We start from the raw sequence: 17,680 nt of genomic DNA, 5'->3' as shown, positions 1-17,680 counted from the left end.
GAGCCAGGCCGCGATGGTCCCTTCGGTCATCGTGTCACTCATTTTGGGCATTTTTATGATTTCGGCCATTGGATTTGTCGCGCTTGGATTGAGGAGGCCAAAATTAGCCCGAAAAGTTGACCAGACAATGTTTGAGTCTCAGCACAACAATGCTTGCTCGTCGTCGGACAATTCACGAGTTTTAGCACTGCCTCATACAGCAATGCTTGGTAAACGGACTGAGCCCCCTACCCTATGGCCTGCAAATGCACCACGTCCAGAAAGTTCTTCACGGTAAATACAGTGCCGGTGAACTCTAGCTTGTACAGGCATAAATTACTGTGTTCGAAGCCTTCCATACAGCGGAGCGGGTAGTTCAGCAGCTGGCAGAGCATGACGCGCATGGCGCGGCCATGCATACAGATGAGTACGGTCTGTTCATCGTTACGGGCTTTTAACAGCTCGATAAAAGGGCGCTGACGGGCCGCCACTTCGTCCGGGCTTTCGCCCCCGCTGAGGCGGACATCGGTGCGGCCGGCGGCCCAGCCGGCCAGCACATCCTGGTATTCCGCATCTTCCTCTACGGTAATGCGAGTACCTTCACGCACGCCCCAGCTAATCTCGTTGAGGCCCGCGTGGGCTTCGTGCGGCAAGCCCAGGTCCAAAAACTGCTGCACCGACTCCTGGGTGCGGCGCAACGTCGAAGTGTATACTTTATCAAATGGTACGTGACCATAGGCCGCGAAAAACTGCGCAGCCTGGCGCCGGCCGGTTTCGTTCAGGCTCGAATCGACGCCGCTGCCCTGCACGATGCCGCGCACGTTAAAGTCGGTCTGACCGTGGCGCAAAAGGAAGATGGTCCGGGGCCTCACGTTGAGTGGTAGTTTTGCGTGACGATGCTTCAACAATTCATCAAAGTACGGGGTTTGGTTTTGAGTTGTTTGTTACCAGCGCTCAGGTGGCAGCTTAAATGAACTGTCAGCAACCGTTTTTCGATGATTAGTCCCAGCCAACTGACAATGCACAATTCAAAGCTGTAAAATGACTCTGCAAGAACTTCAGCGTTGGACTGCCTCCCGCCCTACCCTAGCCGATGCCCTCGGCATAGAACTCACCGAAATAGCCGATGGCTACCTCGAAGGCCGCATGCCGGTTGATGGCCGCACCCATCAGCCCATGGGCCTGCTGCACGGCGGGGCCTCGGTAGCGCTGGCCGAAACGCTAGGCAGTCTCGCCTCCTCCTTGCGCGTCGACCTTACCAAACAAGCCTGTGTAGGCCTGGAAATCAATGCCAACCACCTCAAAGGCGTGCGCGACGGCTGGGTGCGGGGCCGCGCTACCCCGGTGCATATCGGGCGTAGCACGCAGGTGTGGGAAATCCGCATCACCCACGAAGAAACCGGCGCACTGGTCTGCATCAGCCGCATTACCATGGCCGTGATTGACCTGCCGGCCAGAACCGCAAAACCGGCCTGATGGGCGCTAATGAACCCCGAAAACTGCCATGGCCGGCTGCGGCAGCAGGCCTTGATGCGGCGGCCCGGCTGCGCCACCTCGTAGCTGGGGCTTTGCGCACGGGCCGGCCGCTAGCAGTGTGGCGCGAGCCCGGAGCCGCACAGGCCCAGCTAGTAGTAAGCCGCTCCCTCGAAGCAGCTTATACGGGCCTGCCGCCCGCCCTCGATGACCGAGCTCCAGCTGGCTTTGCCTTTTTTCCCTTCCGCGATTCTGACCAAAATCCGGCCTTCTTCCTACCGGCCGATGTGCGCTACGACCTAGCTAGGCCCGAGGCCGTGGCCGTAGCACCCGCCGCCCGCGAACTAGTCCCGGCCCTTACTGCCTGGCTGGCGTTGTCGCCGGTGGAAGAACTGGCCTGGCACCACAGCCCGCAGCCGGCTCCACACACCGCCACCGAGGCAGAGTATACCGCGCTGGTACGCACCGGTGTGGCTGCTATTGAGGAAAAGAAAGTGGTAAAAGTGGTATCCTCGCGGGCCGCCCGCCGCCCGCTGCCCGTCGGCTTCGACCCCCTGGCCGCTTTCGCGGAGTTGGGCCAGCAGTACCCGCGGGCCTTCGTGTCGCTGGTGAGTGTGCCGGGCGTGGGCACTTGGCTGGGGGCTTCGCCGGAAGTGCTGGCGGCCGTCACGGCTGATGGGCAGTTTCATACGATGGCCCTGGCCGGCACCCAGCCGCTCACGCCGGGCCTCACGCCGCAGGCAGCTATCTGGCGGCAGAAGGAGATTGAGGAGCAGGCCTTAGTTGCCCGCTACATCGTAAACTGTTTTAAGCAGTTGCGCCTGCGCGAATACCACGAGTCGGGCCCCCGCACCGTAGTGGCCGGCCAGTTGCTGCACCTGCGCACCGATTTCGAGGTAGACCTGAAGCACGTGCCTTATCCCTCATCTTTGGGCACGGATATGTTGCGGCTGCTGCATCCCACCTCGGCCGTTGGTGGCATGCCCAAAGTACCAGCCCTGGCCTTTTTGCAAGCGCACGAAGGCTACGACCGGGCCTACTACAGCGGCTTCTTAGGCCCCGTAAACGTGGCCGCGCCCGGCGTCTCTCACCTCTTCGTGAACCTGCGCTGCCTGCAACTGCGCGCCACCGAAGCCATCCTCTACGCCGGCACTGGCCTCACCATCGACTCCGACCCAGCACGGGAGTGGCAGGAAACCGAAATGAAAATGCAAACCGTAGCCACAGTGTTGTCATTTAATAATTAATATCTATCAGTCAACAGCTTATCGAAAAATAACACTCATCTATTATCTTATTTTTAAGCTTCTTGAACCTATTAAGCAATAGCTACTAATTATTAAATGAACATGCAGGCTGTTTATAATATTGCCGAAATATGTGCCCGCCACGGCATTACCGACGTGGTGCTTTCGCCGGGTTCACGTTCGGCGCCGCTCACGCTCGCTTTCGCGCGCCACCCTGATTTGACGGTGCGCGTGGTGCCTGATGAGCGGGCGGCGGCCTTCATTGGTCTCGGCATTGCGCAGGCGCAGCGGCGGGCGGTGGCGCTGGTCTGCACGTCGGGCACGGCCGGGCTAAACTACGCGCCAGCTGTAGCGGAGGCATTTTTCCAACAGATTCCGCTGGTGATTTTCACCGCCGACCGACCACCGGAATGGATAGACCAGCTTGATGGTCAAACCATTCGCCAGCGCAACCTGTATGGCGCGCACGCCAAGGGTGAGTTTGAATTTCCAGTTGACACCTCACACGCTGATGCAAAATGGCATTCGGCGCGCATTGTGAATGAGGCAATTAATCTAGCGCAGGCCGCACCCGCCGGACCGGTGCAGGTGAACGTGCCACTACGGGAGCCTTTTTATCCGAAGGCAGGGGAAGAAATTGGGTATGAGAAGGATGTAAAGATTATTCGCCAAACATCTACTTCACAGAGCATATCAGCACCTGAACTTGCCGAGTATATTTCCCAATTGCAAAGTGCAGAGCGGGTTTTAGTAGTAGCAGGTCAACAGCCAGTTGATGACAAGCTGAGGAAAGCGTTACAAGACTTTGTTTCGACCTACCACTTTCCGGTTGTGGCAGACAGTATTGCCAACATAAATGATGAACCTTTTGCGCTAAGCAAACAGGATGTCTTTTTAGCTGGTCTCAATGAAAGACAAAAACAAGACCTGCGTCCTACTTTACTTATCACATTCGGTCAGTCTCTTATTTCAAAAAGCTTGAAACTGTTCTTGCGCAGTGCGTCACCTCAACAGCACTGGCATATCCAAGCTGCCGGCGAAGCTGCCGATACTTTTCGCAGCTTGACCGCTCTCATACGCATCAAGCCAGAAACTTTCTTCTCACATTTGGCATTGGAAAATCCTGCTATTGATATTGAGAAACCGACTCCTTGGCATCAAGCTGAAAACCAGGCCACACAGTTCATTGAAAACTATTTTGTAGCAAACGACCAGCTTTTCAACGAATTTTCTGCTTTTCGCCTGGCGCTAGCGGCTCTGCCTCAAAGCACCGCTCTGCACCTCGCCAACAGCATGGCCGTGCGTTACGCCAACATCCTCGGCATTCCGCAGGGCCGGCAAATCGAAGTCTTCGCCAACCGGGGCACCAGCGGTATTGATGGCTGCAACTCCACGGCCGTAGGCGCGGCTTTGGCCCAGCCCGAGCGACCGGTTGTGCTCCTCACCGGCGACGTGGCGTTTTTTTACGACCGCAACGCTTTCTGGCACAATTACCCCACGCCCAACCTGCGCGTGGTGCTGTTCAACAACCACGGCGGCGGCATCTTCCGCCTCATCGATGGGCCGCGGCAGCAGCCGGAGCTGGACGAGTTTTTTGAGACGCGTCAGACGCTCACGGCCGAGAATACTGCTCGGGATTTCAACCTACGCTACTTTCCGGTTTCATCGTTTGCCGAACTTGAAGCCGCGCTACCGGTTTTCTTTGCGGCCGAAGGCGGCGCGGCACTGCTGGAAATCTTCACCAACAGCAAGACCAACGCCGCCTTTTTTGAAGAATACCGCGCGGCGGTGAAAACTGCTTTTGCTTGATTCTTACATGCTGAGCGGAGCTGAAGCATCTCGCGGGCAGCAGCAATCAATGCCATTTAATGAAGCGGGCGAAATGCTTCGGCTCCGCTCAGCATGACGTTCTTTTTCCATTCATTCTCTTCCCTATGACTGAACCCATCACTTGGACCCCCATTAAAGAGTTCCGCGAAATCCTCTTCTCGCAGTACGGCAGTATCGCCAAAATCAGCATCAACCGGCCGCAGGTGCACAATGCCTTCACGCCGCTCACGGTGCAGGAAATGATTGAGGCAATGAATATTTGCCGCGACCGCACCGACATTGGCGTAGTCATTCTGACCGGCGAGGGCGGCCGGGCTTTTTGCTCGGGCGGCGACCAGAGCGTGCGCGGCCACGGCGGCTACGTGGGCGACGACGCCGTGCCCCGTCTCAACGTACTCGACCTGCAAAAGCAAATCCGCTCCATTCCCAAGCCGGTGATTGCCATGGTGGCGGGTTGGGCCATTGGCGGTGGCCACGTGCTGCATGTGGTGTGCGACCTTACCATTGCGGCCGAAAACGCCCGCTTCGGCCAGACCGGGCCTAAAGTGGGCTCGTTCGATGGCGGTTTCGGAGCCTCCTACTTAGCTCGCATTGTAGGCCAGAAAAAAGCCCGCGAAATCTGGTTTCTCTGCGACCAATACGATGCCCAGGAAGCCCTCGACATGGGCCTCGTAAACAAAGTAGTCCCGCTCGATAAGCTGGAAGAAACCACTGTGGCCTGGTGCCATAAAATCCTCCAGAAAAGCCCGCTCGCACTGCGCATGCTGAAATCGTCGTTCAACGCCGAGCTCGACGGCCAAGCCGGTATCCAGGAGCTGGCCGGCAACGCCACGTTGCTCTACTATCTCAGCGAGGAGGCCAAAGAAGGCCGCAACGCCTACATGGAGAAGCGCCAACCCGATTTCTCGAAGTTTCCGAAATTTCCGTAAGCACCCGCTGAGTCCTCATGCATACAAAAAGCCTTGCCCACGGCAGGGCTTTTTTGCTGGCTATTAGGTTGCGCCCAAGAATTTCGATTACGGCTAGAAAGCGGAGCCAAAGGCCTGGCAGCCTTCGCACCACCCCAAGAAGAATCGTGGTCGTTCGTGTTTGCGCTCCTTCTTTTGGGCTTTGGCCAGGGCCTTTTGATCTGGGGTTGGGGCAGGTTTGCCAGGCGCAGCCGACGAAGCTGGGGCCGGCATGGATTCGGGGGCGAAATCAAGCTGAGCAGTCATCATAATGCGGGACTAATGATGCATCTATACTACAAATTTGCCTGCTTAAAAGCAAGCTTTTTTGCATCAGAATCGCCGCCAGCTGTGTAGCAAGCTACCTTCCCCACGTGGCGCCGACGTTGAGCAACGAGGTAGTGTTGAGCAGGTCGAAAAAGGCTTCTACCGGTAGGCCACCCGCCTTGTCACCTATATTTGTACTTGTGAAAAGCAAGGAAATTTGGCTGTAATAGAACGCGGCACAGCTGATATAAGCCGAAATAACCAGCTGCTTTGCGCTCCCGCTGGGCGGCGAAGCGACGAGGCAATTCTACCTTGCGGGCACCTGCCTGGCGGCTCCGGGCGTATGCATCAAATGGCTACTTCAATTCTTCCTTCCTCGCTTCTACTTAACGGCCGCGAGTTCAGCTATGCAGCCATTCGCGAATACCCGGCGCAGCTCGACGCACCAGTGAATGGCTACGAGGCCAAGGTACTGGATTTTGTGCGGCAATGGCTGAATGGCACTCAGGAATTTACCCTCACCACGTCCGGTTCGACGGGCACCCCGCAGGCCATCACCTTACGGCGGCGGCAACTGGAGGCCTCGGCGCGGCGCACAGGTGACTTTTTTGACCTTGGGCCCGGCGACCGGGCCCTCGTCTGCCTCAACTGCGAGTACGTTGGTGGGCTGATGATGCTGGTGCGTGGGTTGGAACGGAACATGCACCTCACCATCGTGGAGCCGCATGCCAACCCGTTCGAATACGTGACTAACGCTGGGGAATTCAATTTTTCGGCCTTTGTACCACTACAGCTTAAGGCTGTGCTGGCGTCTGGCCACGCCCCGCGGCTCAACAAAATGAGGACCATTCTGATAGGCGGTGCCCCGGCGGATGCGACTTTGCAGCAAGAACTACAGTTGCTTACCGTGCCTGTGTTCCTGACGTATGGCATGACCGAAACCTGCTCGCACGTGGCTCTGCGCCGGTTGAATGGTCCGGACGCGACCACCAGTTACCAGGTGCTTCCGGGCATTGCGGCGGGGCAAGACGAGCGTGGCTGCCTAACCTTGCGCGGTGATGTGACCGACGACCAGCTCATCGTGACCAACGACCAGGTAAACCTGCTCGACTCCCACACCTTCGAGTGGCTGGGACGAGCCGATTTTGTGATAAATTCCGGCGGCGTGAAGGTACCCGCCGAGAAAGTGGAGCTGGTGCTGGACGTAGCACTGGCCGAAATCGGGGAGTCGCGGCGCTGCTTCGTGGCTGGCCAGCCCGACGAGCGGCTGGGACAGGCCGTGACCGCATTTATTGAGGGCTTGCCTCTCCCCGCAGCGGCGGAAACGCAGCTAGGCAGCCTGCTAGCCGAGCGACTGAGTCGGTACGAACGGCCTCGGCAGTTGCACTACCTAGCTGAATTTAAGACTACGACTGCCGGCAAGCTCGACCGGGCGGCCACGCTACGAAGCTTGTAAGCGGCAACGCTGGTGCCTCAAATGAGCGTACTGACGCTCCAGAACCAATTTTGGGCAGCGAATTAGCAGACCATTCTACCCGTCTGCCCAACTCCCGCCTGCCTATCCAACTAATGCAGCATCTTTTGTTTCGAAGACCGGCCGGGCTCGTGGGGCTGGTGATTTTACTAGCAAACCACCCGGCCCGGGCCCAAACTGACTCGTCAGCGTCGAAGCCCAAGGCGGCCTCCGACTCGACGGCAGCCAGTAGTGTCGGCGGACTCACGCCGCCCCCGGCCGGGCTGCCATCGGCCGAGTTCGAAACCTACAATATAAACGGCAACGGCGTGCGCTACACAGCAGCCGTGACCGGCCTCTACACCACGGGCACCGTGGAGCGAGTGTATTTCAGCACCAACCACACCGGCAACCTGACGGTGAAGCGCTGGCAGTTCCCAGTGGCGGCGAGCTTTAGCTACGGCCGGCAAGACGGCAACCTGAAGGAACGCGAATGGCTGCTGCTAACCACACCTGACTACCGCATTGGCAGGTGGAAATTTTACTCACTGGGTGAATACGAAATCAGCAACTTGCGGGCTATTGCGCACCGCGTGGTGGTGGGCGGCGGCGTGGGCTACCAGATTTATGCTGACACTACCAACAGCGAAGTGGCACTCAGCACGTTTTTCCTGGATGAAAATACCTCCTACGACTCCGAGCCGCCCTTGCGAAGGAATGTCACCCGCAATTCTACGCGCCTTAAGCTGCGGCTGAATCGGGGCGCATTCAGCGCATCGACCCTGCTGTTTTACCAGCCTTCTCTGACGAATCCCAGCGGCGACTACCGCGTGAACAATTCTACGGTGGTGGCTTTCAAGCTTTACAAGCACCTGACGCTGAACCTGACCTATACTTTCTCCTACGAAAGTGTAGTGGTGCGGAACCGCGACCGCGCCAACAGTACGACGTCCATAGGCTTTGCTTTTAGCTCGGGAAAATAGCGTCCGTTTTGACCAAACGCTAGTTGGCCCGCAGGCCTTCCTGGGTAAAGGGCGGCTCCCGTTCCTTTACTACTTTCAGCAAATCGCCGAGGAAAAGTTTGGCGCGGAGGTAGAACACTGGTCCATTGAGTTCTTTTTGCACCGAGACGGGCACGAAGACCGGCTGACGCCACCCCGCGCCCGCTCCTACCCCAGCCTACCGGAATATCCGCAGATGCGTGGCTACGGTAGGCTCTACTACTCCAATTAATTTGCGGGGCGTTTTGCCAAAATCTCCTTCTTCGGTTTGGTAGAGCACGTGGGCTGAGCCGAGCCCAAGCTGCGAATTGGTATTGAGTTCCCAGCGCCGGGTTTCGAGGAGCACGTATTCGGCGTAGGCAGCCAGGTAGCGGAAGCGTATCTCGGCGGGAGCATCCTCGGCGGCGTTGTTGGGGCGGGGCTGGCGGGTGGGCACGCCGGTGCTCAGGAAGTAAGTGGCCCCGCCGGTGCGGAAGCGGTTTTTGAATTCGACCCCCAGCTTCAGGCCGTTGATGGTGGTGAGATGGTGGTTGACAATGGAATAGCGCGAGTCGTAGAGCACCACGAAGCGGGTGCGGGCCAAGCGCGGAATTGCCCGCCGACCCGCCGAATTGGACGAGGCTTGGGCAAGCAGCCGGCCAGGCACCATCACCAGCAGTAATCCGATTATCAGCAATAATTTAGGTGACGATGGCATGGCTGGAAGCAGGTACGCGAGCGGCCAATGAGGGTTGTGGCACCTTACACCTCACCAGCCCCGCGGTTCGCCCCCGTCCGCGGCTGCTTCGCCGGTCGTAACTACCGTTTCGCCCCGAATGGACTGGTAAGCGCGAGGCGTCGATAGCTAGTTTTGGACACATTCCTCCCCAAAAAACCCATGTTCACTCCCGATTTTCTTTTTGAATCCGCCAACGGAATAGCCTCTCTGGGATGGCTGCTACTGCTACTGGCCCCGCGCTGGCAGGCTACCCGCGCAGTGATGCTGAGCGGCGCACTGCCCCTGCTGCTAGCCGCCACCTACGTCGTTGTTATTGGTTACCAGACCTTCGTACACCCCGCACCGGGAGCGGGGTTTGGGTCGCTGGCTCAAGTGGCAGCGCTATTTCGGGAACCGTGGGCACTGGTGGCGGGCTGGGTGCATTACCTGTGCTTTGATATGTGGGTGGGGGCCTGGGAAACCCGCGACGCACACCGACGCGGGGTGCCGCACTGGCTACTGCTGCCCTGCCTGCTAGCCACTTTTCTGCTCGGGCCGCTGGGGCTACTGCTCTACAGTGGCGTACGGCGCCGCTACCCCCATCCTACCCCTATCATTTAGAGCAGTTTCGGGGACGCCAACTACAGAGTCCGCGCTACGGCCTGCCTGTACACAGAGGACGAAACCGCTCTAAAAGTTTATTAGAGCAAGTAATTAATACTTTATCAACTACTAAATGGCTACTCTGCATCATGAAAACTGCTGAGCTTTCAGACTCTCTCTCTTCGGCGGCAACGACGCAGGCGGCCCAGTCTCCGCTGCGGGTGTTGCACCGTGCCAACCCGCTGCTCTCGCTGACGGGCTGGGCCAATGTGGCCCTGGCGGTACTGGCCCTTGGGCTTTTGCCCTTCGACCAGCGCCTCGTGACTGGTGCTCTGGTTTGGCTCAAACCCCTGAAATTCTCGCTTTCCGTTATAGCCTTCACCTGGACACTGGGCGTGCTGCTGGCTGATTTGCCGGGCTCCGTCCAGCGCAGCGTGCGCCGCCTTAGCCTGGGCGTGGCCATGAGCATGATGGTGGAGCAAACCATCATTTTCGTTCAGGCCGCGCGAGGTACCACTTCGCACTATAACACTTCTTCCCTACTGGATGCCAGCTTGTTCGAGGTGATGGCTGTTTTCATTATGCTCAATACGGTCATGACCATCTGGGCCCTGTACCTGGTGTGGCGGCACCGCCCGCATGGGCCGGCGGGCTACGTGTGGGGCGTGCGGCTGGGGTTGCTCCTGTTCATCATCAGCAGCCTGCTGGGCAGCATGATGATTCATCTTAACCAGCATACCGTAGGTGCGCCCGATGGCGGCCCCGGCTTGCCCGGCCTGGGCTGGAGCACCCACGCCGGCGACCTGCGCGCCGCCCATTTCCTGGGCATGCATGCGCTACAGGCTGTGCCGCTGTTGGGGTGGTTCCTGGCTCGCCGAATGCCACGCCGAGCGGTGCTGTTCACGTGGCTAGGGGCGGCACTATACGCCGGGGGAGTCGCCGGGCTATTTGCGCTGGCCATGGCGGGCCGGCCGCTGCTGGTCGCCGGCTACTAGCATTTTCTGCGTAATCGCTGGGGTTGGTCGGCAGTAGATTAATGACCGGCAACCAGCCCCCAATACCCAACGAAAGCCCGACGCTCTGTCACGGTACCCCGATGTGAAAGCCTGGCTGGAAGGGTCGTTTTTAGTGTATCTTGTTGCTATAATCTCTGCTACTATGACCGCAATCAAGCTAAAAAGCCCAGTGCTCGAAGGTCTCTCCAACGAGGAATTCTATCTTTTCTGCGCCGACAACCGCGATTTGCGAATTGAGCGCGACCCTACTCATCAGATTACCATCATGCCGCCCACTAATTCCGAAACTGGTTCATTGAATAGTGAGCTAACCCGTCAATTAGCCAACTGGAATGTTGATACGGAATTGGGCAAGACCTTCGATTCATCGGCCGGCTTCACGCTCCATACTGGTGCCATGCTCTCACCCGACGCCAGCTGGATTGCCCAAACTCGCTGGGACGCCCTCAGTAATGACGACCGGCACGGGTTTGCCCATATCTGCCCCGATTTCGTGGCGGAGCTTCTCTCCCCCACCGACCGCCTCACCGACACCATGCGCAAGATGGAGTACTGGCTGGAGGCCGGGGCCAAGCTGGGTTGGCTCATCGCACCCGCTACCGAATCGGTGTACATTTTCGAGCTGGGGCAGCCGGTGCGACCAATAGTTGGCTTCGACCAGAAATTGGTGGCCGGCCCGCTACTGCCCGGCTTTGAGCTGGAGCTCAAGCGGCTGCGGCTGAAGTAAGAGGAAGAACGAGATTAGAAGAAACGTCATGCTTCGGCTCTGATCAGGATGGTGTTCTTTTTGCTCACTGCCTCACCACTTTCTTCCTACCTCCTCTCTCCCCTTCACTACTACCTATCCAGCCAACTTTTGAACACGTTCACCTTTTCGCGGCTCACCAATACCTGGGCGTCGGGCGCGGCGGGCTTGAGCACGGTTTGCAGGCGGGAATTGGTGTAATGGATAATGTCCTGAATGGCGGTTTGCTGGGCCAGGTAGGCCCGGTTGAGGCGAAAGAAGCGGCGCGGGTCGAGCAGGCCTTCAAGCTGGTCCATGGTGTAGTCGACCACGAACTTACGGCCCTCGGTCGTTTGCAGGAAGGTGGCTTTTTCGAGGCTGAAAAAGTAGGCAATCTGGTCGAGGGGCACCACTTTCAGGTGCTCGCCTACCCGCACCACAAACTGCGTTTTGTAGCTGGCGGCGGGCGCTGTCTGCTGCATTTGGTGCACCAGCTGGGCCAGTAGTACGGGGTCGAAAGCGGGTGGCTTGGCCGCAGCGGTCTGGACAGACGGCAGCCGTTCGCGCAGCTTGCGCAGGGCGGCGGTTAGCTCTTCTTCGTCGATGGGTTTGAGCAGGTAATCTACGCTGTTCACCTTGAAAGCTTGCAGCGCATACTGGTCGTAGGCTGTGGTGAAAATGACCGGGCAGCGCACCTGCGTCTGCTCGAAGATTTCGAAGCTGAGGCCGTCGGCAAGGTGAATGTCGAGGAATAACACGTCGGGCGCGGGGCCGGCTTCAAGCAGCCGCACGGCCTGCGTCACCGCTTCGGCCGTGCCCAGGACTTGCACGGGCTCAGCCTGCCGGGCCAGCATGTCAGCCAGGCGGCGGGCAGCGAGGGGTTCATCTTCGACAATAAGGGCAGTGAGTTTCATTTAACAATTATCATAGGCCTGACGGCATTGGCCCGTTGGCGGAGCATTATTACTAGTCAGCAATCGACCATTGTCAATTGCGGGTCTTTCGCGGTGCTGGGGCTGTTCGGGCTTGCAGTGAGTCCAGCAACTCAAACCTGGGCTGCCCTACATGTTACTGGTTAAATGAAATCAACGGCAGCGTTACCACAAACTCGTCACCTTCCTGGCCAAAAGCCAAGGGCTTATCGGTGAGGAAGGCGTAGCGCGCCACCAGGTTTTTCAGGCCCAGCCCCGACATCTCGCCCGGCGCGAGGCGGCGCGGGCGCAGCGTGTTGCGCACAGTGAGGGTGCGGGCCGCTGCATCTAGTGCCACGCGCAGCTGCAAGGGGTTAGCCTGGAAGGCGGTGTTGTGCTTTACTGCGTTTTCGAGGAGTAGCTGCAAGGCCAGCGGCGGCACGAAGAACGAGGCCAGCGCCGATGCCGGCGGCAGGTCCATTTCCACGGTCAGGGCATCGCCCAAACGGGTTTTTTGAAGGGACAAATAGTTTTCTGCGAACTGCAATTCGTCCGCTAGCGGCACCAGCTCCTGGCTTTCGCTGTCGAGCACGTAGCGGTACACCTGCGAGAGCTGGCGGATGAAGCGTACGGCCCGCGGGGGGTCGTTTTCTTCCACCAGACTCGTCAGCGCATTCAGCGAGTTAAACAGGAAGTGGGGGTCGACCTGCCGGCGCAGGGAGTCGAGACGGGCTACGGCAGTTTCCTTTTCGAGGCGCTCGGCGCGTACGGCGGCTTCGCGCCACCGGAAGAAGAAGGCCCGGCTGTGATTGAACAGCGAAATGATGACCGTGATAATCAAGGGCAGCAGCAGCGGCCAGTACATGGCCGGGGCAAAGAGCTGGGCCAGCGGCCGGCCGCGCAGCAGCAGCAGCACGGCATTCATGAAGAGGATAACCAGCGCCGAGCCACCCAGCGACACCAGCAGCGTGAGTAGCAAGCGCCGCGCGGGCTCCACCGTCCAGGTATAGCGGCGGTTGAGCCACTCCACCACGTAGCCGTTGGTCAGCCACAGCCCCAGGCTGTACATGAGGGTGTAGCCGTAGGTGATGGCAAAGGCCGACCAACTGTGCAGCGCGCCGGGGTTCACCAGCACGCTGATGCCGAACGAAAGCACCAGCATGATGCGCAGGGCTTTCCACAAGCTACGCGCCGAGCCGGAGGGCAGGTAGCCGCTGGCCCGCTCCTGGGCCGCAGGAGTGGGCCGCACTGGGAGAGCATTGGGAATAGCCACGGGCGGGGGAAGGTGAGTTTGCATCAAAGTAAAGAAAAAGCCCGGCAGAAGGCCCCCCAAGGGCCATGGCCTCCTACCGGGCGAGAAACCATACGCTTTATTTGGTTGCCGCCGTGCCGTTGACTCTGGCTAGCATGGCATCGGTCATTTTCTCGCCCCACACCGGGCTCAGGACCGTAGCGGGCTTGAAGCTGGCAAACAGACTCTTGGCCTTTTCGTACAACGGCTTGGCTTTTTCGGCTCCGCCCCCGAACATGGACGGGCGGTAGAACGAGTCGTTGCCCAGAAGCAAATACACGCGCGGGTTGCTCGGTGCCAGGGTTTTGGCCTGGCTCAGTGCCTCGGCCACGCGGCCCGAGTACACCATGCCCCGGGTCATCGGGGCCACCATGATGCGGCCCTGATAGATGTAGGCCTGCATTACCAACAGCTCGGCCTGGTCGGCACCGGGCAGCTTTTTGGCTTGGTCGAGGGCGGCCTGGGCCTGGTCGAAAAGCTTGTCGCGCTGCTCATCATCGGCCCCTTCGCTGGCGAAGCCCAGTTGCAGGTAGCCCCGGGCCTGGTAGTAGCGGGGCTCCCAGGCAGTGGGCGCGGCAGCGGCGATGCGCTCCAGCTTGGCGAGCACGGCCTGCGCGGCGGCGGGGGCTTTGGCGGCGTTTTGCTCCGCGATGGTGGCGGCCATCGTGGCGGTAAAGGCATCGGCGGGCGCGGCCATTGAGGGCCGGGCCACAGTTACCGGTTGCGATTGGGCCAGAGCGGCAAACGAGGCAGCGGCGAGGGCGAGGGTGAGGAATATGGTTTTCATGGGGAGTGGGGGTTGAGGTGAAGCGTTGCTTGATTACTGCTTCAAAGGTGGCCGCCGGGCCCAGCGCCCGAAAATCCCTGTTACCGAAGCGTCGATTGGGGCGGATGAAGCGTCGGGAGTGGGGCCTCGGGGACCGGCGGCTTAGCGCCGTTTCAGGGTCTGTGTACCGCCCCACTGTAGCGCGGATTTTTAGTCCGCGAGTCCGCCGGACCAGCTGACGCGCGGACACGCGGACTAAAAGTCCGCGCTACGGCCCCCCCACCCCAAACCGCTCTAATCAATAAAAAAGGCCGCCCCAATCCGAGGCGGCCTTTATCTGCTGAAACGACAACCTATTGCGCTACACAGACAGGGTGGCCCGGTAGTCGGTCACGGTCTGGATGGCGGTGTCGAGGGTGGCAATCTGGCTGTCTATCTGGTCGGCGTCCACATCGGCCAGGTAGGCTAATGGGCCACTCACGACGGTGCTGTTCAGGGTGAGGGTATCGCGCCGGGCGATGGCCGTGATGAGGGCCCGCTTGGCGGTACGCTGCTCGACCGGGGTGAGGCCGGTGCGGGCGGCCTCGGCGGTGTAGTGGGCCACGTCGTCGGTGGCCTTGCCGAGCTGGGCCTTCAGGGTGATGGCCCGGTCTGCGGCCAGCGCATCGGCGTACGACAGGTTGCCGTCGCGGTGCGCGTAGGTGGCCCTTTCCTTGGTGAGGCCAACCAGGGCTTCGTCGCACTCGGCTTTGGTGGTGAGTAAGGTTACATCGGCTGCCATGGGGGTAGGTATAAAAAGGTTAAAAAAATGAGTGTGCTCAAATATAGCTGATCCGTTGCTCCCGAGCAAGGAGGCAGAGGTCAGTGGGTCGGGCGTCTGTCATCCTGAATGTAGCGAAGGTCCTTCTCACGTTGGGGCTGCTAAAAAGCTAGCTGCGTTAATCAACCCCATGTAGAGACGCCACCCTTCGCGTCTCATCGTCCGCGCCGTCCGAATATCGTCCGCCCGTCATCGTTCAACGACGAGACGCCAAGGATGGCGTCTCTACACCTCAACCAGCTTCTTAGCAGCCCCAAGAAGGGCCTTCGTTGTGCTCAGGATGACAGACGCCTCGCCCGCTTACCCGCCATTCCCCAGCAGCGCCGCCAGGGCGGCAGCCTCGGCTTCGAGGGCCAGGGCGCGCTGGTGGGCCAGGTGCCAGTCGGCCAGGACGTCGGGGGGCAGGGCAGGGGACACGGTAGCCAGCCAGGCGTGTACGTCCATCAAAAGCTCAACCACGACGGGCAGCTCGTGGGCTTGCTCGACCCGCCCCGGGGCAGAGGATTGGATGGAGTGTGGCGAAACGCTACCCCACCACCGGAATATCTTATCACCGAAACTAAGTTCACTACGGCACCTGGTGCTATCCCGTCTCTCTCTAAAAACCAGATGAGTGACATTTGGGTAGGTCGGGGCAAGCGTTTGTCTCGGGCGGTGGGCGAAAAGGAGGCTAAGCGCGTGCGACGGGCCATGCTCACAGGGCAGGCGGGCAAGCAAGTACTACACATCGACTCGGCTGGCAATCTAACCCAGTACGAAGTAGATGCCATAGGTAAAATGTCTTTACTAAAATAATATCGTTTACGATGACCCCACGCGAGCCCCTGATGTCTGCCGCTTACTTTGATAAACATCTCGCTTTTGTTGAGAAAACTATCGTGGAATATGAAGATGACTTGCGCCATGACCCCGCGCAATTCACCGATTTAGCAGGTGTCTACTTTACTATTTTTCAGCACCGACTATTCCTGCTTATCTCACGCTATTCGCGAGGATATCCATTAGAAGGTATGCAAGCAGATTTCCTTACAGTGCTTAGCGCTTGGGAACAGCAGCGCATCACCGATAAAGAGGGCCGGTACCCAGACGATTTTAGAATGGATATTAGCAGCTATACCCAAGCTATGTGGCTAGTAGCATTAGCTCAATTACTGCATACTGCGCCAACTGGTATCAGCCGGCTGCTGGCGTGCATCCAAAATGAAGGGAAAGATGTTCTGTTTGAACGATTGGTAGCACGAATGGTCCCCGATGTAATGCGCAAGCCGGCTAAGAAGCTACTTTATCCTAAAGCGTACCAGCCTCTTTATGACGCTTTAGATGCTTCAGCTGATGAACAATCGACATTGATGCAACAGTTTTTGAAGAATTGGTATAAGCGCATGAGTAGCGCCGACTGGTACGACGCCCATAAAGGACCCGAGGGAGGCGGATTTGATGGCTACTGGTGCTGGGAAGCGGCGGGCGTAGCCCACGCCTTCGGCATTGATGATAGCAGCTTCCGCGACCTGCCCTATTACCCCAAGGACCTGGCCGACTTCGCCCGCACCACGACGTAAGCGTCTGCCCGCCTACTGCGTGGGCTACCGCGAGGAATTCGAGTCGGACGACGCACACGAGTTAGTAAGAATAAGAGCCGGGGCACAGCAATACTTACTATACCCTGGTAAGTATTGCTGTGCCCCGGCTCCTATTCTTACTAGGTGGTACCTAAGCCGTCTCCACCAACTTAATCTCGGCGTCAGCGAACTGGTAGAGCCGGTACACTAATTGGTCGAAGTCGGCATCGAGGCAAGCCAGACGCTCGCACTACGTGGAGTAGGCGAACTCGCTTTTCTCGGGCAGGCTCAAGGGGCGGGGCTTTTTGCCAGCCTTGCCATTGAGTCAAGCGCAAGCAGCCCACAGCCTCAATCCAGTAAATGTGCCGGAATGGTCTTGCGGATGAAGGGCAAGGAGCGCATGAGCATGGTGAAGGAAGCGCGCCGTGACAGCAGTACCCGCAGCTCAGCCTCGGCTTGGGCAATGTCCTGGGCATCGTTTTCAGCACGGGCGAGGTTATATTCTCCCCATACCTGTCGAAGTTTTTTGTAGCGTCGTTCAATTAGCTTACGTAGCTCGCGGGTGCTGGCTTCACTACCAGTGCTGCCGGTGCCATTGTGCACTTTGTCGAGCAAGGCAGCTGTGTTCACTGCTTTTTGATTGGCAGGGTCTTTGGCTGTAAAACCAGGCTTTTCACCTTGCTCCACCAGCGTGTAGAGAATGTCGTTCTCCACATCTTCGGAAGCACTACAGGGGTCGAGCAGGCCACCAGCAGGCAGGCGCTTGTCGCGCAGGAGATTGGCCTTGTGGGCAATGGGCAGTAAGTTATTCCAGTCAAAAACCCGGCTAGGGTCGTCGGCAAATGGAACAAAATGGTCTACATCCATTTCCCAGGAGCTGGCAAATTTCTGCTCTGTGAGGTAGCATTTCGCATAGAAGTGCTCATCAAACGCTGTAAGCAAGTCCGAGCTTCGGTAACCGCTGGGCCGGTCGGGGGCAGTGGCAGCGGTCGGATTAGCTTGGTAGTTGGCGTAGGCGGCAAGATAGCGTTGCACGGCGGGCGCGGACAGGGCGGCAGGTGCTACGGCAGGACGGTTGAGGCGTATCATCGGAGCA

Annotated in this window: 19 protein-coding genes; 11 read left to right on the top strand and 8 right to left on the bottom strand. The window is 58.7% G+C overall.

The window, feature by feature from the left end:
• Positions 1 to 227: 227 nt before the first annotated feature.
• The gene (locus tag WX88_RS20420) at positions 228 to 827 is read right to left on the bottom strand and encodes a histidine phosphatase family protein (protein ID WP_316932340.1); all 600 of its coding nucleotides are present in this window, start codon (positions 825 to 827) and stop codon (positions 228 to 230) included.
• A gap of 193 nt (positions 828 to 1,020) precedes the next feature.
• Between WX88_RS20420 and WX88_RS20415 the strand changes: the two genes are divergently transcribed.
• The 6 genes from WX88_RS20415 to WX88_RS20385 all read left to right on the top strand — a co-directional run bounded on the left by WX88_RS20415 (position 1,021) and on the right by WX88_RS20385 (position 8,179).
• A complete protein-coding gene (locus tag WX88_RS20415; RefSeq protein ID WP_046246258.1) occupies positions 1,021 to 1,455 on the top strand; it encodes a hotdog fold thioesterase in 435 nt (144 codons plus the stop codon).
• Entirely contained in the window at positions 1,455 to 2,699 is a 1,245-nt protein-coding gene (locus tag WX88_RS20410) for a chorismate-binding protein (RefSeq protein WP_052732905.1), read from the top strand. The genes WX88_RS20415 and WX88_RS20410 overlap by 1 nt, the downstream gene beginning before the upstream one ends.
• A gap of 102 nt (positions 2,700 to 2,801) precedes the next feature.
• The gene (gene menD, locus WX88_RS20405) at positions 2,802 to 4,508 is read left to right on the top strand and encodes a 2-succinyl-5-enolpyruvyl-6-hydroxy-3-cyclohexene-1-carboxylic-acid synthase (protein ID WP_231590756.1); all 1,707 of its coding nucleotides are present in this window, start codon (positions 2,802 to 2,804) and stop codon (positions 4,506 to 4,508) included.
• Between the two features lie 125 nt (positions 4,509 to 4,633).
• A complete protein-coding gene (gene menB, locus WX88_RS20400; RefSeq protein WP_046246256.1) occupies positions 4,634 to 5,458 on the top strand; it encodes a 1,4-dihydroxy-2-naphthoyl-CoA synthase in 825 nt (274 codons plus the stop codon).
• 637 nt (positions 5,459 to 6,095) lie between these two features.
• Positions 6,096 to 7,199 (top strand): AMP-binding protein, encoded by a 1,104-nt coding sequence (locus tag WX88_RS20390; RefSeq protein WP_052732904.1) that lies wholly within the window; start codon positions 6,096 to 6,098, stop codon positions 7,197 to 7,199.
• 113 nt (positions 7,200 to 7,312) lie between these two features.
• Positions 7,313 to 8,179, top strand: coding sequence for a DUF481 domain-containing protein (locus WX88_RS20385; RefSeq protein ID WP_082116178.1), 867 nt, complete (start codon positions 7,313 to 7,315; stop codon positions 8,177 to 8,179).
• Between the two features lie 19 nt (positions 8,180 to 8,198).
• Here WX88_RS20385 and WX88_RS31825 read toward each other — a convergent pair whose 3' ends face one another.
• Both WX88_RS31825 and WX88_RS20380 read right to left on the bottom strand, forming a co-directional pair.
• Positions 8,199 to 8,321, bottom strand: coding sequence for a hypothetical protein (locus WX88_RS31825; protein WP_262489852.1), 123 nt, complete (start codon positions 8,319 to 8,321; stop codon positions 8,199 to 8,201).
• A 54-nt stretch (positions 8,322 to 8,375) separates the two neighbouring features.
• Entirely contained in the window at positions 8,376 to 8,894 is a 519-nt protein-coding gene (locus WX88_RS20380) for a hypothetical protein (protein ID WP_156176308.1), read from the bottom strand.
• Positions 8,895 to 9,074: 180 nt separating this feature from the next.
• On the opposite strand from WX88_RS20380, the gene WX88_RS20375 reads away from it, so the two are divergent.
• From WX88_RS20375 to WX88_RS20365, 3 genes are all read left to right on the top strand, one after another.
• Entirely contained in the window at positions 9,075 to 9,515 is a 441-nt protein-coding gene (locus WX88_RS20375; RefSeq protein WP_046246252.1) for an ABA4-like family protein, read from the top strand.
• Positions 9,516 to 9,646: 131 nt separating this feature from the next.
• A complete protein-coding gene (locus WX88_RS20370; RefSeq protein ID WP_052732903.1) occupies positions 9,647 to 10,492 on the top strand; it encodes a hypothetical protein in 846 nt (281 codons plus the stop codon).
• Between the two features lie 163 nt (positions 10,493 to 10,655).
• Positions 10,656 to 11,240, top strand: coding sequence for a Uma2 family endonuclease (locus WX88_RS20365; RefSeq protein ID WP_046246251.1), 585 nt, complete (start codon positions 10,656 to 10,658; stop codon positions 11,238 to 11,240).
• Positions 11,241 to 11,350: 110 nt separating this feature from the next.
• Here the strand turns inward: WX88_RS20365 and WX88_RS20360 are convergent, their stop codons facing one another.
• The 4 genes from WX88_RS20360 to WX88_RS20345 form a co-directional block, all read right to left on the bottom strand.
• On the bottom strand, positions 11,351 to 12,151 hold the full coding sequence (locus tag WX88_RS20360) for a LytR/AlgR family response regulator transcription factor (protein WP_046246250.1): 801 nt from the start codon (positions 12,149 to 12,151) through the stop codon (positions 11,351 to 11,353).
• Between the two features lie 154 nt (positions 12,152 to 12,305).
• Positions 12,306 to 13,445, bottom strand: a complete 1,140-nt coding sequence (locus WX88_RS20355; RefSeq protein WP_046246249.1) for a sensor histidine kinase — start codon at positions 13,443 to 13,445, stop codon at positions 12,306 to 12,308.
• Positions 13,446 to 13,518: 73 nt separating this feature from the next.
• The gene (locus WX88_RS20350) at positions 13,519 to 14,226 is read right to left on the bottom strand and encodes a hypothetical protein (protein ID WP_046246248.1); all 708 of its coding nucleotides are present in this window, start codon (positions 14,224 to 14,226) and stop codon (positions 13,519 to 13,521) included.
• Between the two features lie 340 nt (positions 14,227 to 14,566).
• Positions 14,567 to 14,986, bottom strand: a complete 420-nt coding sequence (locus tag WX88_RS20345; protein ID WP_046246247.1) for a hypothetical protein — start codon at positions 14,984 to 14,986, stop codon at positions 14,567 to 14,569.
• A 471-nt stretch (positions 14,987 to 15,457) separates the two neighbouring features.
• On the opposite strand from WX88_RS20345, the gene WX88_RS30325 reads away from it, so the two are divergent.
• Together WX88_RS30325 and WX88_RS20335 are read left to right on the top strand one after the other, a co-directional pair.
• Positions 15,458 to 15,820 (top strand): hypothetical protein, encoded by a 363-nt coding sequence (locus WX88_RS30325; protein WP_156176307.1) that lies wholly within the window; start codon positions 15,458 to 15,460, stop codon positions 15,818 to 15,820.
• 32 nt (positions 15,821 to 15,852) lie between these two features.
• Entirely contained in the window at positions 15,853 to 16,584 is a 732-nt protein-coding gene (locus WX88_RS20335) for a PoNi-like cognate immunity protein (protein WP_197076871.1), read from the top strand.
• A 348-nt stretch (positions 16,585 to 16,932) separates the two neighbouring features.
• Here WX88_RS20335 and WX88_RS20330 read toward each other — a convergent pair whose 3' ends face one another.
• Complete coding sequence (locus WX88_RS20330; protein WP_046246244.1) at positions 16,933 to 17,673, bottom strand: HNH endonuclease family protein; 741 nt, start codon at positions 17,671 to 17,673, stop codon at positions 16,933 to 16,935.
• Positions 17,674 to 17,680: the final 7 nt, after the last annotated feature.

This window comes from Hymenobacter terrenus (assembly GCF_000972495.1).
Lineage (GTDB): Bacteria > Bacteroidota > Bacteroidia > Cytophagales > Hymenobacteraceae > Hymenobacter > Hymenobacter terrenus.
Note: the sequence above shows the minus strand (reverse complement) of the source record. Positions and strands in the feature narration are given on the sequence as shown.

What these genes read in the sequence shown, in the direction of transcription:
- WX88_RS20410 (WP_052732905.1), top strand. Translation starts at nt 1,455, where the DNA reads ATGGGCGCTAATGAACCCCGAAAACTGCCATGGCCGGCTGCGGCAGCA.
- WX88_RS20385 (WP_082116178.1), top strand. Translation starts at nt 7,313, where the DNA reads ATGCAGCATCTTTTGTTTCGAAGACCGGCCGGGCTCGTGGGGCTGGTG.
- WX88_RS20355 (WP_046246249.1), bottom strand. Translation starts at nt 13,445, where the DNA reads ATGCAAACTCACCTTCCCCCGCCCGTGGCTATTCCCAATGCTCTCCCA.
- WX88_RS20330 (WP_046246244.1), bottom strand. Translation starts at nt 17,673, where the DNA reads ATGATACGCCTCAACCGTCCTGCCGTAGCACCTGCCGCCCTGTCCGCG.
- WX88_RS20360 (WP_046246250.1), bottom strand. Translation starts at nt 12,151, where the DNA reads ATGAAACTCACTGCCCTTATTGTCGAAGATGAACCCCTCGCTGCCCGC.
- WX88_RS20415 (WP_046246258.1), top strand. Translation starts at nt 1,021, where the DNA reads ATGACTCTGCAAGAACTTCAGCGTTGGACTGCCTCCCGCCCTACCCTA.
- menB (WP_046246256.1), top strand. Translation starts at nt 4,634, where the DNA reads ATGACTGAACCCATCACTTGGACCCCCATTAAAGAGTTCCGCGAAATC.
- WX88_RS20345 (WP_046246247.1), bottom strand. Translation starts at nt 14,986, where the DNA reads ATGGCAGCCGATGTAACCTTACTCACCACCAAAGCCGAGTGCGACGAA.
- WX88_RS20390 (WP_052732904.1), top strand. Translation starts at nt 6,096, where the DNA reads ATGGCTACTTCAATTCTTCCTTCCTCGCTTCTACTTAACGGCCGCGAG.
- WX88_RS20350 (WP_046246248.1), bottom strand. Translation starts at nt 14,226, where the DNA reads ATGAAAACCATATTCCTCACCCTCGCCCTCGCCGCTGCCTCGTTTGCC.
- WX88_RS20375 (WP_046246252.1), top strand. Translation starts at nt 9,075, where the DNA reads ATGTTCACTCCCGATTTTCTTTTTGAATCCGCCAACGGAATAGCCTCT.
- WX88_RS20365 (WP_046246251.1), top strand. Translation starts at nt 10,656, where the DNA reads ATGACCGCAATCAAGCTAAAAAGCCCAGTGCTCGAAGGTCTCTCCAAC.
- menD (WP_231590756.1), top strand. Translation starts at nt 2,802, where the DNA reads ATGCAGGCTGTTTATAATATTGCCGAAATATGTGCCCGCCACGGCATT.
- WX88_RS20335 (WP_197076871.1), top strand. Translation starts at nt 15,853, where the DNA reads ATGTCTGCCGCTTACTTTGATAAACATCTCGCTTTTGTTGAGAAAACT.
- WX88_RS20370 (WP_052732903.1), top strand. Translation starts at nt 9,647, where the DNA reads ATGAAAACTGCTGAGCTTTCAGACTCTCTCTCTTCGGCGGCAACGACG.
- WX88_RS20380 (WP_156176308.1), bottom strand. Translation starts at nt 8,894, where the DNA reads ATGCCATCGTCACCTAAATTATTGCTGATAATCGGATTACTGCTGGTG.